Genomic DNA, 12,754 nt, shown 5'->3' with positions numbered 1-12,754 from the left:
TATGAAGAAACAAATTTTATCTATTATTATGGCAGGTTGCCTCCTCTTATCTATGACAGCCTGTTCTTCTGATAAGGGAAATATGAAACCGGCATTCGAACAAACAACAGCAGATGCTTCTATAGAAACTTCCTCGCCTCAGGAATATAGCAAAACTGACTTCGTCATGAGTACCGTATTAAGTGAAAAAATATACGGAACAAAAGATGTTACCCAAGATATAAAGGAAGAACTTGATAAACTTGAAAAAGATCAGCTTTCCTGGAGGGAGGATCACAGCGTTGTTTCAAAGATTAATGCAGATGCACAAAAAGGGATAAAGACAAAACTGGATTCTGATATGACTTCATGGGTAGAGGATTCTTTAGAACTTGCAAAGCGAAGTAACGGAGCATTTGACCCGACAATCGGCAGACTTACAAGATTATGGAACATAGAAGGGGACAACCAGAAAGTTCCGTCAAAACAGGAAATAAAGAATACTTTAGAAGATACTGGGTATACTAAGATACATCTGGAGAAAGTAGAATCTCAGAATACAGCGAATACGAAAAAGAACGTAGATAAAGATATAAAAGATAATACAGCTAAAAATAAAGAAACATCCGAAGATACAAGCACAAATACCAATACAAATGAAAGTGTTTCTTCTATATATATAGGGGATAAATGCACTCTTGATCTTGGAGCGGTAGGAAAAGGGATTGCCTGTGATGTAGTGCAGGATTATTTAAAAAAGCAAAAAGAAGTAAGTGGAGCAGTTATCGCTGTCGGAGGCAGCATCCTTTTATATGGAAGTAAAGCAGATGGAAGCGATTGGAACGTTGCCGTACAAAACCCAAGAGGACAAGACGGGGAAGCGATGGGCGTCCTGTCCCTCTCCGGCACAACCAACGTCTCCACATCAGGAGATTACGAAAAGTATTTTATGCAGGATGGAAAAAGATATCATCACATCCTTGATCCGTCAACTGGATATCCGGCAGACAGCGGATTGATTTCCGTAACAATCGTAAGCGATAGCGGCTTGCTCTCCGATGGTCTATCTACAGCCTGTTTTGTCCTCGGCAAAGAAAAAGGCCAAAAACTTTTAGAAACCTACGGAGCCGAAGGCATCTTCATCGACCAGAATAAAAAAGTTACTGTTACAAAAGGACTCAAAGATAAATTTACTATACTGAATAAAGAATATAAACAATAGAGAAAATCAAAACAGATGGGATTGTCCCCAGGGTATTTAGAACGAAACTTCATGATTCCCGCATATCATGAAGTTTTGTCTCTATGATAAAAATAATTCTTTCGTCAATCTGCACAAAAAACTTCTTGATATAACTTCAAAAGTTTTTTAAAAAAGTACTTGATTTCTCGGGAAAATCGTGTATAATAAAAAGCGTTGTGTGACATGATAGCGATGAAGCGAGAGGTTGCTGTGATGGAAAAATCCATTGCAGGTTTTCCGTGGAGCGAATGTCAAGTTTAGAAACTGGCGACAAGTCACTGTACAATAATTACAATCTACAAATTCAGCGTAGAGACGCAGTGTGGTATCTTAGATGATACACACGGAGGAGTGTACAGTCACCGCTTGTCGTACTAGATTAAGTGCGAAAAGGAGGCGACTTTTTTTATGGCAAGTCAAATTATGAGAATCACGTTGAAGGCGTATGATCATCAGTTAATCGATGCATCCGCAAAGAGCATTATCGAAACTGTAAAGAAAACAGGATCTAAGGTGAGCGGTCCAGTACCGATGCCAACTAAGAAAGAGGTAGTTACAATTCTTAGAGCGGTTCACAAATACAAAGATTCCAGAGAGCAGTTCGAGCAGAGAACACATAAGAGATTAATTGATATCATTACACCAACACAGAAGACAGTTGATGCATTATCAAGACTCGAAATGCCAGCAGGTGTTTACATCGACATCAAGATGAAACAGAAATAATTTTATGTCCTATAGCTAGTATGATTATCCAGACGGTAACGTAAGACATTTTGAGAGGGTAATCCGCTGTAGACTAGAATGATTGCATCAGATGTTTGAAGCAATCCGCTGTAGAAAATTAGGAGGAAGACGAAATGAAGAAGGCTATTTTAGCAACAAAGATCGGTATGACTCAGATCTTCGCAGAAGATGGTGAATTAATTCCGGTTACAGTATTACAGGCTGGACCTTGTGAAGTAACACAGGTTAAAACAGTTGAGAATGACGGCTACAGTGCCGTACAGGTTGGCTTCCAGGATATGAGAGAAAAGTTATCCACAAAGCCAATGAAAGGACATTTCGAAAAAGCAGGAGTATCTGTTAAGAGATTCGTCAAAGAATTTAAATTAGACGATGCAGAGAATTACGAATTAGGTCAGAAAATCACAGTTGATATTTTTGAAGCTGGTGATAAAGTTGATGCAACTGCTATTTCAAAAGGTAAAGGTTTTCAGGGAGCTATCAAGAGACATGGACAGCATACGGGTCCTAAGACACATGGTTCTAAATACCATCGTCATGCAGGATCAAACGGTATGGCATCTGACCCATCCAAGGTAATGAAAGGCAAGAAGATGCCTGGACAGATGGGACATGTACAGATCACTATCCAGAATCTTGAAGTAGTTAAAATAGATGCAGAAAATAATGTTATTTTAGTAAAAGGATCCGTTCCAGGACCTAAGAAGTCTTTAGTAACATTAAAAGCAGCAGTTAAAGCGTAGGCGCTTAAGGAAGGAGGACTTACAAATGGCATCAGTATCTGTTTATAATATGGAAGGTGCTCAGGTTGGTACAATCGAATTAAGCGATTCTATCTTTGCAGTGCCTGTGAATGAACATTTAGTACATCAGGCTGTTGTAGCACAGCTTGCAAATAAACGCCAGGGTACTCAGAAAGCTAAAACACGTTCTGAAGTAAGAGGCGGCGGAAGAAAACCATGGAGACAGAAAGGAACAGGTCATGCAAGACAGGGATCTATCCGTGCTCCACAGTGGACAGGCGGCGGAGTTGTATTTGCTCCAACACCAAGAGATTATTCCGTAAAGATGAATAAGAAAGAAAAACAGCTCGCAATGAAATCTGTTTTAACATCTAAAGTTAATGAGAGCAAATTCATCGTATTAGATGAGTTAAAATTAGCTGAGATTAAAACAAAACAGATCAAAGCAGTTTTAGATAATCTCAAAGTTGAGAAGGCTTTAATCGTAACAAAAGAAAAAGACGATGTTGTGGTTAAGTCAGCTAACAACTTACCTAAAGTAGCAACTACTGCATTAAACAACATCAACGTATACGATATTCTTAAATACGATACAGTTGTTGTTACAAGCGAGGCAGTTGCAGCAATCGAGGAGGTATACGCATAATGGCAGATTTAAAATATTATGACGTCATCTTAAAGCCAGTCGTTACTGAAAAAAGTATGACTGCTATGGGCGAAAAGAAATACACATTTTACGTAAATCCAGATGCAACTAAGACTCAGGTTAAAGAAGCAGTTGAGAGAATGTTCGAGGGTGCTAAAGTTGCTAAAGTTAACACAATGAACTTAAAAGGTAAAAAGAAAAGAAGAGGCATGGTTTACGGAAGAACTGCTGCCAAGAAAAAAGCCATTGTTCAGTTAACACAGGATAGCGCTGATATTCAGATTTTTGAAGGTCTGTAAGATTTAAAGATAACAGGAAATTATACGCATAAAAGCGTGATATCAAATATTCGGAAACGAAAGGAGTGAAAGTAATGGGAATCAAAACTTATAACCCATATACACCTTCCAGAAGACATATGACCGGATCTGATTTTTCAGAGATCACAAAGAAAAGTCCTGAGAAATCTCTCACTTATTCTTTAAAGAAGAATTCCGGCCGTAACAACCAGGGTAAAATCACAGTTAGACATCGTGGCGGCGGTGCTAAGAAGAAATATAGATTAATCGATTTCAAGAGAAATAAAGATGGTATTCCAGCAAAAGTTGTTGCTATCGAGTACGATCCAAACAGAACAGCAAACATTGCTTTAATCTGTTACGTAGATGGACAGAAGTCCTACATTATTGCACCTAATAAATTAGAGGTTGGCACAACAATCATGAACGGTCCAGACGCTGAAATTCATATTGGAAACTGCCTTCCACTTGAGAACATCCCAGTTGGTACAGAAATTCACAACATCGAGATGCATCCTGGAAAAGGAGCTCAGTTAGTTCGTTCCGCTGGTAACTCCGCACAGCTTATGGCTAAGGAAGGAAAATATGCAACATTAAGACTTCCATCCGGAGAAATGAGAATGGTTCCTCTGAACTGTCGTGCTACAATCGGCCAGGTTGGAAACATTGAACATGACCTGATCAACATTGGTAAAGCAGGACGTAAACGTCACATGGGAATCCGTCCTACAGTTCGTGGTTCTGTTATGAACCCTAACGACCATCCACATGGTGGTGGAGAAGGTAAAGCTAGTATCGGTCGTCCAGGTCCATGTACTCCATGGGGTAAACCGGCACTCGGCTTAAAGACCAGAAAGAAAAACAAGCAGTCTAACAAATTGATTGTAAGAACAAGAGACGGAAAGAACGTTAAATAATTAAGGAGGTAACTCATGGCTCGTTCATTAAAAAAAGGACCATTTGCTGATGCAAGTTTATTAAAAAAAGTAGATGCGATGAATCAGTCCGGCGACAAGAGTGTTATTAAAACATGGTCCCGCCGTTCTACTATCTTCCCATCCTTCGTAGGTCATACCTTCGCAGTTCATGATGGAAGAAGACATGTACCTGTATATGTTACAGAAGATATGGTTGGACATAAATTAGGAGAATTCGTTGCAACCAGAACATACAGAGGACATGGAAAAGACGAAAAGAAGAGTAAAGTTAGATAGATAACAGCCTGAAAGGAGGGTTCATCCATGGCAAAAGGACATAGATCCCAGATTAAAAGAGAGAGAAATGCAAATAAAGATACCAGACCATCTGCTAAGCTTTCTTACGCTAGATGTTCTGTAACAAAAGCATGTTTCGTACTTGATGCCATCAGAGGTAAAGATGTTGAAACAGCTTTAGGAATTTTAGAATATAATCCAAGATACGCTTCAGAAATCATTGGAAAGTTATTAAAATCTGCCATTGCAAACGCAGAGAACAATAATGGCATGAATAGAGAGAACCTTTATGTAGCAGAGTGTTACGCAGATAAAGGACCTACAATGAAGAGAATACAGCCTAGAGCACAGGGCCGTGCTTACAGAATCGAAAAGAGACAGTGCCATATTACTGTTGTTCTGGATGAAAGATAAGGAGGTTTACAATGGGACAGAAAGTTAATCCTCATGGTTTAAGAGTCGGAATCATCAAGGATTGGGATTCAAGATGGTATGCAGAAAAAGATTTCGCAGATAATCTTGTTGAAGATGATAAAATCAGAAAATATATTAAAAAACGTTTATACAGCGCAGGAATTTCTAGAACAGAAATCGAACGTGCTTCCGATCGTGTAAAGATCATTATTCATACAGCAAAACCGGGTATCGTTATTGGACGTGGCGGTTCTGCAATCGATGAGTTAAAGAAAGAGCTTGAAAAGCTTACAGGAAAGAAACTCATCATCGAAATCAAAGAAGTTAAGAGATTTGATGTAGATAAAGATGCTCAGTTAGTAGCTGAGAACATCGCACAGCAGTTAGAGAATCGTATTTCCTTCCGTCGTGCAATGAAATCCTGTATGCAGAGAACTATGAGAAACGGTGCATTAGGTATTAAGACATCTTGTTCCGGACGTTTAGGTGGAGCAGATATGGCCCGTACAGAGTTCTACAGCGAGGGAACAATTCCACTGCAGACACTTAGAGCAAATATTGATTATGGTTTCGCTGAAGCTAACACAACTTACGGAAAAGTTGGTGTAAAAGTTTGGGTATACCATGGTGAAGTACTTCCTACAAAGGAAACTAAGGAAGGGAGCGATAAATAATGTTAATGCCTAAAAGAGTAAAACGTCGTAAACAGTTCCGTGGTTCCATGGCTGGAAAAGCTACAAGAGGAACAACTATCACTTATGGTGATTTCGGACTGGTAGCTTGTGATCCATGTTGGATTAAATCCAACCAGATTGAAGCAGCCCGTGTAGCCATGACTCGTTATATGAAGCGTGGTGGTAAAGTTTGGATCAAAATTTTCCCAGATAAACCGGTTACAGCAAAGCCTGCAGAAACTCGTATGGGTTCTGGTAAAGGTTCACTGGAATATTGGGTAGCAGTAGTTAAACCAGGTCGTGTAATGTTCGAAGTTGCTGGAGTACCTGAAGAAACAGCGAGAGAAGCTTTACGTCTTGCAATGCATAAATTGCCAGTAAAATGTAAAATCGTATCTCGTGCAGATTTAGAAGGCGGTGATAACAGTGAAAACAACTAAGTATGTAGAAGATTTAAGAGCAAAATCCATCGCAGAACTTAATGAAGAATTAGTAGCTGCTAAAAAGGAATTATTTAATTTGAGATTCCAGAACGCAACAAATCAGTTAGATAACACCAGCAGAATTAAAGAAGTCAGAAGAAATATTGCCAGAATCCAGGGAATCATTGCTGAACAGAATAGTGCTGAGTAATCGGGAAGGAGGAATTTGTTGTGGAAAGAAACCTTAGAAAAACTCGTGTAGGTCTCGTAACAAGCGATAAAATGGATAAAACAATCGTTGTAAGCGTAACAGACAACGTAAAACATCCTTTATATAACAAGATCGTAAAAAGAACTTATAAATTAAAAGCTCATGATGAAAACAATGAGTGTAGAATTGGTGACAGAGTAAAAGTAATGGAAACAAGACCTTTATCTAAAGATAAAAGATGGAGACTTGTTGAAATCGTTGAGAAGGCTAAATAGTTAGCACGGAAGGAGATATAGTATGATCCAACAGGAATCTAGACTTAAAGTTGCTGATAATACTGGAGCAAAAGAACTTCTTTGTATCCGTGTTATGGGTGGCTCAACAAGAAGATATGCTAATATCGGTGATACTATCGTTGCTACAGTTAAAGATGCAACACCAGGCGGTGTTGTAAAAAAAGGTGACGTAGTAAAAGCCGTAGTTGTACGTACCAAAAAAGGCGCTCGTCGTAAAGATGGTTCTTACATCAAATTTGACGAAAATGCTGCAGTTATCATCAAAGATGACCTGAATCCAAGAGGAACCCGTATTTTTGGACCAGTTGCTAGAGAACTTCGTGAGAAGAAATTCATGAAGATTGTTTCCTTAGCACCGGAAGTATTATAAGGAGGTAACTACTGTGGCTCAGAAAATTAAAAGAAATGACATGGTAAAAGTTATTGCCGGTAAAGATATTGATAAAGAAGGAAAAGTTCTTTCCGTTGACGCTAAGAATCATAAAGTTGTTGTAGAAGGCATCAACATGGCTACAAAACATACAAAACCAAGCATGCAGAATCAGGCTGGTGGTATTGTTCAGGAAGAAGCAGCAATCGACGTATCTAACGTTATGCTGCTCCACAATGGACAGCCTACAAGAGTTGGTTTCAAATTTGTAGATGGAAAGAAAGTACGTTTCGCAAAATCAACTGGCGAAGTAATCGACTAATTCAAGAGAGGAGGCTGACCGAAGTTGAGTAGACTGAAAGAACAGTATGACAGCCAGATTAAGGCTGCCATGATGAAAAAATTTGGCTATAAAAATGAAATGCAGATTCCAAAGCTCGTTAAGATCGTTGTAAACATGGGTGTTGGTGATGCAAAAGAAAATCATAAATTATTAGATTCTGCAATCGGTGATATGGAAAAGATCACAGGTCAGAAAGCTGTAGTTTGTAAAGCAAAGAAATCCGTTGCTAACTTCAAGTTAAGAGAAGGAATGCCTATCGGATGTAAAGTAACTTTAAGAGGCGATAAGATGTACGAATTCGCTGATCGTCTTATTAACCTTGCTTTACCACGTGTACGTGACTTTAGAGGTGTTAACCCTAACGCATTTGACGGAAGAGGAAACTACGCTCTTGGTATTAAAGAGCAGTTAATCTTCCCTGAAATCGAGTACGATCAGGTAGACAAAGTTAGAGGTATGGATGTTATCTTCGTTACAACAGCTCATACTGATGAAGAAGCTCGTGAATTACTTACTTTATTTGGAATGCCGTACGCAAAATAGTTAGGAGGATTTCTAATGGCTAAGAAAGCAATGAAAGTTAAACAGCAGCGTAATCAGAAATTCTCATCTAGAGAATATTCTCGTTGCAAAATTTGTGGCCGCCCACATGCTTATTTAAGAAAATACGGAATCTGCAGAATCTGCTTCCGTGAATTAGCATATAAAGGTCAGATTCCTGGAGTTAAAAAAGCAAGCTGGTAGAAATATTAGGAAGGAGGCAGCTAATAATGACAATGAGCGATCCAATTGCAGATATGCTTACTAGAATTCGTAATGCAAATACTGCAAAACACGATACAGTAGATGTTCCTGCATCTAAAATGAAAATTTCCATCGCTGATATCCTTTTAAAAGAAGGATACATCAAAGGTTATGACATCATCGAGGATGGTGCATTCAAAACAATCCGTATTGCATTAAAATACGGTGCTGATAAGAATGAAAGAATTATTTCTGGATTAAAGAGAATCTCTAAACCAGGACTTCGAGTATACGCAGACGTTGAGAACATGCCAAGAGTACTTGGTGGTTTAGGCGTAGCAATTATTTCCACAAATAAAGGTGTTGTTACAGACAAAGAAGCTCGTTCTATGAACGTAGGTGGAGAGGTATTAGCATTTGTATGGTAGTTCTTCAACAGAACTACTTTACATCTGATATTATAGATATTTTATACTACTGAAAACAGAAAAGACGCAGTCTTTTCCGACAATTTAAGGAGGTGCGATATGTCACGAATTGGTAGATTACCAGTTGAAATTCCTGCAGGTGTTGAAATTACTGTTGCAGAGAACAACGTTGTGACTGTAAAGGGTCCTAAAGGAACACTCACAGAGAGTCTTCCTGTAGAGATGGACATTAAAGTTGAAAATAATCAGGTAGTTGTTACAAGACCTAACGATTTAAAGAAAATGAAATCTTTACATGGTCTTACAAGAACTCTGGTTGCAAATATGGTAACAGGTGTTACAAAGGGATACGAAAAAGTTCTTGAAATCAACGGTGTTGGTTACAGAGCTCAGAAACAGGGCAAGAAACTTATTCTTTCTCTTGGATATTCTCATCCTGTAGAAATAGAAGACCCAGAAGGTCTTGAGTCTGTATTAGAAGGACAGAACAAGATTACTATTAAGGGAATCGACAAACAGAAAGTTGGACAGTACGCAGCTGAAATCAGAGAAAAGAGAAAACCAGAACCTTACAAGGGAAAAGGTATCAAGTATGCTGATGAAGTAATCAGACGTAAAGTCGGCAAGACAGGTAAGAAATAATTAGGAGGAAGTAAGAATGATTAATAAAAAATCAAGAAGTGAAGTTCGTGCTAAAAAACATAGAAGACTTCGTAACCGCATCAGCGGAACTGCTTCTACTCCACGTTTAGCCGTATTCAGAAGCAACAATCATATGTATGCTCAGATTATTGATGATACCGTTGGAAAAACTCTCGTTTCAGCTTCTACAGTACAGAAAGAAGTTAAGGCAGAGCTTGAAAAAACGAATGACGTTGCAGCAGCAGCCCATTTAGGAACAGTAATTGCTAAGAGAGCAATTGAAAAAGGTATCACAACAGTTGTCTTCGACAGAGGAGGTTTCATTTACCAGGGTAAGATTCAGGCACTGGCAGATGCAGCCCGTGAAGCTGGTCTTAATTTCTAAACAAGGAGGATATAACATGAAGCGCGAATTAATTGATGCTAGTCAATTAGAATTAGAAGAAACAGTAGTATCAATCAAACGTGTTACTAAGGTAGTAAAAGGTGGACGTAATATGCGTTTCGCTGCTTTAGTAGTAGTTGGTGATAAAAACGGTCATGTTGGAGCTGGTTTAGGTAAAGCGATTGAAATTCCTGAAGCTATCCGTAAGGGAAAAGAAGACGCTATGAAGAAACTGGTTAAGGTTCCTGTAAATGAAGTAGGTTCCATCCCACATGATTTCATTGGAAAATTTGGAAGTGCAGAAGTTTTATTAAAAGCATCTCCAGAAGGTACCGGTATCATCGCCGGAGGTCCTTCTCGTGCGGTTCTTGAACTTGCAGGATATAAGAATATCCGTTCCAAAGCATTAGGATCTAACAACAAACAGAACGTAGTACTTGCTACAATCGCTGGTCTTAAAGAAATCAAGACTCCAGAAGAAGTTGCAAGACTTCGTGGCAAATCAGTTGACGAACTGTAAAAGGAGGAAAGAAAGATGGCAGATAAATTAAAAATCACATTAGTTAAGTCTCCTATCGGTGCTATTCCTAAACAGAGAGCAACTGTAGAAGCATTAGGACTTAAAAAAGTCAACAAAACAGTTGAAATGCCTGACAACGATGCTGTACGCGGAATGATTTGGCATGTTAGACACTTGGTAAAAGTTGAAGAAATTTAATTGCAGATAAGGAGGTACCCGTAAATGAATTTATCTAATTTACATCCTGCTGCAGGTTCCAAACACAGCGATGCTTTCCGTGTAGGTCGTGGACATGGTTCAGGAAACGGAAAGACTGCAGGCAGAGGACAGAAAGGTCAGAAATCTCGTTCTGGCGGAAAAGTTCGTGTAGGTTTTGAAGGTGGACAGATGCCTTTATACAGAAGACTTCCTAAGAGAGGCTTCACTTGCATCAACTCAAAGAAAATCATCGCAATCAATGTTTCCGAACTTGAAAGATTCGAAGCAGATAGCGTTGTAACAATCGACACTTTAATTGAAAGTGGTTTAGTAAAAAATACCTTTGATGGTGTTAAAATTCTTGGAAACGGAGAATTAAGCAAGAAGCTTACAGTTCAGGTTAACGCATTCTCTAAGAGTGCTGTAGCTAAGATTGAAGCTGCTGGCGGAAAAGCTGAGGTGATTTAATGTTCGAAACTCTCAGAAATGCTCTGAAAGTGAAGGATATTAGAAAGAGACTCCTATTTACATTAGTAGTTTTAGTTATCTGCCGATTGGGCAGTCAGCTTCCAATACCGGGAATTGACACTGATACAATCAGCCAGTATTTAAACTCATTGTTAGGAGATTCTTTCAACCTTTTGAATTCCTTTACTGGCGGATCATTTGAATCTATGTCACTGTTCGCGTTAAACGTAACACCATACATCACAGCATCCATCATCATTCAGCTTCTTACCATTGCCATTCCGGCATTGGAAGAGCTGTATCGTGATGGCGAGGATGGACGTAAAAAGATTAACAATATTACAAGATTTGTTACGCTTGCACTTTCCGTTCTTGAAAGTGCTGGTTTGGCAATTGGCTTTGGAAAACAGGGACTTTTGTCAAACTATGGTCCGCTGATCGTAATAGAGATGATTGTCTGTTTAACAGCAGGTTCCGTCTTTGTTATGTGGCTCGGTGAACAGATTACAGATAAAGGTGTAGGAAATGGTATTTCCATTATCCTTCTTTGTAACATTGTTTCCCGTATGCCAAGTGATTTATTTAATCTGTACCAGAAATTTATGGAAGGTAAACAGATTAGCAATGTAATTATTGCCGGAGTAATCATTTTCCTTGTTATTCTTGGAACAATTATTTTTACAATTGTTTTAAATGATGCAGAGAGAAGAATTCCTGTGCAGTATTCAAGAAAAATCCAGGGTGGAAGCCAGCTTGGAGGATTAGGATCAACATTACCTGTAAAAGTAAATACAGCAAACGTAATGCCAATTATCTTTTCATCTTCCCTGTTACAGTTCCCACTGGTAATCAAGCAGCTCGTTGGAGCTAATCCAAAAGGAACTGCTGGATTTATTTTCAACGCGTTAAATCAGTCTAACTGGTGTAATCCAGATCATTGGAACTGGTCAATTGGTTTAATCATTTACCTGCTTCTTAACGTAGTATTTGCATATTTCTATACATCGATTACTTTTAATCCTTTAGAAATATCTAATAATATGAAGAAACAGGGTGGTTATATTCCAGGTGTACGTCCTGGTAAAGCAACCGTTGATTATTTAAATTCAATTTTAACTTATATTATTTTTATCGGTGCGATTGGTCTTTGTATCGTTGCAGTAATTCCGATTTTCTTTAACGGATTCTTCGGCGCGAATGTCTCCTTTGGAGGAACATCTATCATCATTATCGCTGGTGTAGTATTAGAGACAATGAAACAGATTGAATCCCAGACATTAGTACGTCAGTATACCGGATTTTTAACAGAATAATATGTAGATGTAAGAATTACGGAAGTAGCGTTAGCTACGGAATAATTCATGACATCAAGTTAGGGACAGAATACCTTTTGACCCTAACGTTATAATATAACAATAAAAAGCCCTTTTTATTAATTTTATGAATTAGTAAAACGGGCTTTTTTTTATATGTAGATTAGTATATAATAAGTTAGATTATTTGTCTTTAATACAATATTAAATCAATGTTGATATTTTAAGAAGAATAGGTAATTACGAAATACCCATAGCCAAAAAAATTGCTGTATGTATATGGATATGAGTGTTTTTGCAAACGTCTAGTCAAGATGAGAAAGGAGAAGGTAGTGTAAAGTAGCCTATGAAAAAATGGAGCTGAAAAAAAGGCTCCATCGGAACCTTGAAAATTGCAGATATGTTAGCTTTCGGCAGCGTACGCCACCCTTGACGGCACACCAAAACAATGCTCT

General features: G+C 38.4%; 23 protein-coding genes. All 23 read left to right on the top strand.

The window, feature by feature from the left end:
* The first annotated feature begins 1 nt into the window (after position 1).
* Entirely contained in the window at positions 2-1,201 is a 1,200-nt protein-coding gene (locus FYJ25_RS03920; protein WP_154580586.1) for an FAD:protein FMN transferase, read from the top strand.
* 429 nt (positions 1,202-1,630) lie between these two features.
* Positions 1,631-1,948, top strand: coding sequence for a 30S ribosomal protein S10 (gene rpsJ, locus FYJ25_RS03915; protein WP_005347514.1), 318 nt, complete (start codon positions 1,631-1,633; stop codon positions 1,946-1,948).
* Positions 1,949-2,082: 134 nt separating this feature from the next.
* The gene (gene rplC / locus FYJ25_RS03910; protein ID WP_096241128.1) at positions 2,083-2,712 is read left to right on the top strand and encodes a 50S ribosomal protein L3; all 630 of its coding nucleotides are present in this window, start codon (positions 2,083-2,085) and stop codon (positions 2,710-2,712) included.
* 25 nt (positions 2,713-2,737) lie between these two features.
* The gene (rplD, locus tag FYJ25_RS03905; RefSeq protein WP_021907828.1) at positions 2,738-3,358 is read left to right on the top strand and encodes a 50S ribosomal protein L4; all 621 of its coding nucleotides are present in this window, start codon (positions 2,738-2,740) and stop codon (positions 3,356-3,358) included.
* Positions 3,358-3,657, top strand: a complete 300-nt coding sequence (gene rplW / locus FYJ25_RS03900) for a 50S ribosomal protein L23 (protein ID WP_096241127.1) — start codon at positions 3,358-3,360, stop codon at positions 3,655-3,657. Before rplD ends, rplW begins: the two co-directional genes overlap by 1 nt.
* A gap of 74 nt (positions 3,658-3,731) precedes the next feature.
* Complete coding sequence (rplB, locus tag FYJ25_RS03895) at positions 3,732-4,574, top strand: 50S ribosomal protein L2 (protein ID WP_147608911.1); 843 nt, start codon at positions 3,732-3,734, stop codon at positions 4,572-4,574.
* 15 nt (positions 4,575-4,589) lie between these two features.
* Positions 4,590-4,871 (top strand): 30S ribosomal protein S19, encoded by a 282-nt coding sequence (gene rpsS / locus FYJ25_RS03890; protein ID WP_005347529.1) that lies wholly within the window; start codon positions 4,590-4,592, stop codon positions 4,869-4,871.
* A 27-nt stretch (positions 4,872-4,898) separates the two neighbouring features.
* On the top strand, positions 4,899-5,285 hold the full coding sequence (rplV, locus tag FYJ25_RS03885; RefSeq protein WP_021907830.1) for a 50S ribosomal protein L22: 387 nt from the start codon (positions 4,899-4,901) through the stop codon (positions 5,283-5,285).
* Between the two features lie 11 nt (positions 5,286-5,296).
* Positions 5,297-5,959, top strand: coding sequence for a 30S ribosomal protein S3 (rpsC, locus tag FYJ25_RS03880; protein WP_021907831.1), 663 nt, complete (start codon positions 5,297-5,299; stop codon positions 5,957-5,959).
* Positions 5,959-6,399 (top strand): 50S ribosomal protein L16, encoded by a 441-nt coding sequence (gene rplP, locus FYJ25_RS03875; protein ID WP_021907832.1) that lies wholly within the window; start codon positions 5,959-5,961, stop codon positions 6,397-6,399. Before rpsC ends, rplP begins: the two co-directional genes overlap by 1 nt.
* Positions 6,386-6,592: a 50S ribosomal protein L29 gene (gene rpmC / locus FYJ25_RS03870; protein WP_021907833.1), complete on the top strand. Its 207-nt coding sequence runs from the start codon at positions 6,386-6,388 to the stop codon at positions 6,590-6,592. The genes rplP and rpmC overlap by 14 nt, the downstream gene beginning before the upstream one ends.
* Before the next feature lie 71 nt (positions 6,593-6,663).
* The gene (gene rpsQ / locus FYJ25_RS03865; protein WP_154580640.1) at positions 6,664-6,867 is read left to right on the top strand and encodes a 30S ribosomal protein S17; all 204 of its coding nucleotides are present in this window, start codon (positions 6,664-6,666) and stop codon (positions 6,865-6,867) included.
* Between the two features lie 22 nt (positions 6,868-6,889).
* Positions 6,890-7,258, top strand: coding sequence for a 50S ribosomal protein L14 (rplN, locus tag FYJ25_RS03860; RefSeq protein WP_005347537.1), 369 nt, complete (start codon positions 6,890-6,892; stop codon positions 7,256-7,258).
* Between the two features lie 13 nt (positions 7,259-7,271).
* Positions 7,272-7,580: a 50S ribosomal protein L24 gene (rplX, locus tag FYJ25_RS03855; RefSeq protein WP_005347539.1), complete on the top strand. Its 309-nt coding sequence runs from the start codon at positions 7,272-7,274 to the stop codon at positions 7,578-7,580.
* Between the two features lie 24 nt (positions 7,581-7,604).
* Positions 7,605-8,144 carry a 50S ribosomal protein L5 gene (gene rplE, locus FYJ25_RS03850; RefSeq protein ID WP_021907834.1) on the top strand — a complete coding sequence of 180 codons (540 nt, stop codon included), beginning with the start codon at positions 7,605-7,607 and terminating at the stop codon, positions 8,142-8,144.
* A 15-nt stretch (positions 8,145-8,159) separates the two neighbouring features.
* A complete protein-coding gene (locus FYJ25_RS03845; RefSeq protein WP_021907835.1) occupies positions 8,160-8,345 on the top strand; it encodes a type Z 30S ribosomal protein S14 in 186 nt (61 codons plus the stop codon).
* A 26-nt stretch (positions 8,346-8,371) separates the two neighbouring features.
* Positions 8,372-8,773, top strand: a complete 402-nt coding sequence (gene rpsH / locus FYJ25_RS03840; RefSeq protein WP_154580585.1) for a 30S ribosomal protein S8 — start codon at positions 8,372-8,374, stop codon at positions 8,771-8,773.
* 99 nt (positions 8,774-8,872) lie between these two features.
* On the top strand, positions 8,873-9,415 hold the full coding sequence (gene rplF, locus FYJ25_RS03835; protein WP_154580584.1) for a 50S ribosomal protein L6: 543 nt from the start codon (positions 8,873-8,875) through the stop codon (positions 9,413-9,415).
* Positions 9,416-9,431: 16 nt separating this feature from the next.
* Positions 9,432-9,800: a 50S ribosomal protein L18 gene (gene rplR, locus FYJ25_RS03830; protein WP_005347549.1), complete on the top strand. Its 369-nt coding sequence runs from the start codon at positions 9,432-9,434 to the stop codon at positions 9,798-9,800.
* A 16-nt stretch (positions 9,801-9,816) separates the two neighbouring features.
* The gene (gene rpsE / locus FYJ25_RS03825) at positions 9,817-10,320 is read left to right on the top strand and encodes a 30S ribosomal protein S5 (protein WP_021907837.1); all 504 of its coding nucleotides are present in this window, start codon (positions 9,817-9,819) and stop codon (positions 10,318-10,320) included.
* Positions 10,321-10,335: 15 nt separating this feature from the next.
* Positions 10,336-10,518, top strand: coding sequence for a 50S ribosomal protein L30 (gene rpmD, locus FYJ25_RS03820; RefSeq protein WP_005347554.1), 183 nt, complete (start codon positions 10,336-10,338; stop codon positions 10,516-10,518).
* 24 nt (positions 10,519-10,542) lie between these two features.
* Entirely contained in the window at positions 10,543-10,986 is a 444-nt protein-coding gene (gene rplO, locus FYJ25_RS03815) for a 50S ribosomal protein L15 (RefSeq protein ID WP_005347555.1), read from the top strand.
* Entirely contained in the window at positions 10,986-12,299 is a 1,314-nt protein-coding gene (secY, locus tag FYJ25_RS03810; RefSeq protein ID WP_096241124.1) for a preprotein translocase subunit SecY, read from the top strand. The genes rplO and secY overlap by 1 nt, the downstream gene beginning before the upstream one ends.
* Positions 12,300-12,754: the final 455 nt, after the last annotated feature.

The sequence above is a fragment of the Anaerobutyricum soehngenii genome (genome assembly GCF_009697165.1).
Lineage (GTDB): Bacteria > Bacillota > Clostridia > Lachnospirales > Lachnospiraceae > Anaerobutyricum > Anaerobutyricum soehngenii.
Note: the sequence above shows the minus strand (reverse complement) of the source record. Positions and strands in the feature narration are given on the sequence as shown.

Coding starts and splice junctions, on each gene's coding strand:
- FYJ25_RS03920 (WP_154580586.1), top strand. CDS start 2: ATGAAGAAACAAATTTTATCTATTATTATGGCAGGTTGCCTCCTCTTA.
- rpsJ (WP_005347514.1), top strand. CDS start 1,631: ATGGCAAGTCAAATTATGAGAATCACGTTGAAGGCGTATGATCATCAG.
- rplC (WP_096241128.1), top strand. CDS start 2,083: ATGAAGAAGGCTATTTTAGCAACAAAGATCGGTATGACTCAGATCTTC.
- rplD (WP_021907828.1), top strand. CDS start 2,738: ATGGCATCAGTATCTGTTTATAATATGGAAGGTGCTCAGGTTGGTACA.
- rplW (WP_096241127.1), top strand. CDS start 3,358: ATGGCAGATTTAAAATATTATGACGTCATCTTAAAGCCAGTCGTTACT.
- rplB (WP_147608911.1), top strand. CDS start 3,732: ATGGGAATCAAAACTTATAACCCATATACACCTTCCAGAAGACATATG.
- rpsS (WP_005347529.1), top strand. CDS start 4,590: ATGGCTCGTTCATTAAAAAAAGGACCATTTGCTGATGCAAGTTTATTA.
- rplV (WP_021907830.1), top strand. CDS start 4,899: ATGGCAAAAGGACATAGATCCCAGATTAAAAGAGAGAGAAATGCAAAT.
- rpsC (WP_021907831.1), top strand. CDS start 5,297: ATGGGACAGAAAGTTAATCCTCATGGTTTAAGAGTCGGAATCATCAAG.
- rplP (WP_021907832.1), top strand. CDS start 5,959: ATGTTAATGCCTAAAAGAGTAAAACGTCGTAAACAGTTCCGTGGTTCC.
- rpsQ (WP_154580640.1), top strand. CDS start 6,664: ATGGATAAAACAATCGTTGTAAGCGTAACAGACAACGTAAAACATCCT.
- rplN (WP_005347537.1), top strand. CDS start 6,890: ATGATCCAACAGGAATCTAGACTTAAAGTTGCTGATAATACTGGAGCA.
- FYJ25_RS03845 (WP_021907835.1), top strand. CDS start 8,160: ATGGCTAAGAAAGCAATGAAAGTTAAACAGCAGCGTAATCAGAAATTC.
- rpsH (WP_154580585.1), top strand. CDS start 8,372: ATGACAATGAGCGATCCAATTGCAGATATGCTTACTAGAATTCGTAAT.
- rplF (WP_154580584.1), top strand. CDS start 8,873: ATGTCACGAATTGGTAGATTACCAGTTGAAATTCCTGCAGGTGTTGAA.
- rplR (WP_005347549.1), top strand. CDS start 9,432: ATGATTAATAAAAAATCAAGAAGTGAAGTTCGTGCTAAAAAACATAGA.
- rpsE (WP_021907837.1), top strand. CDS start 9,817: ATGAAGCGCGAATTAATTGATGCTAGTCAATTAGAATTAGAAGAAACA.
- rpmD (WP_005347554.1), top strand. CDS start 10,336: ATGGCAGATAAATTAAAAATCACATTAGTTAAGTCTCCTATCGGTGCT.
- rplO (WP_005347555.1), top strand. CDS start 10,543: ATGAATTTATCTAATTTACATCCTGCTGCAGGTTCCAAACACAGCGAT.
- secY (WP_096241124.1), top strand. CDS start 10,986: ATGTTCGAAACTCTCAGAAATGCTCTGAAAGTGAAGGATATTAGAAAG.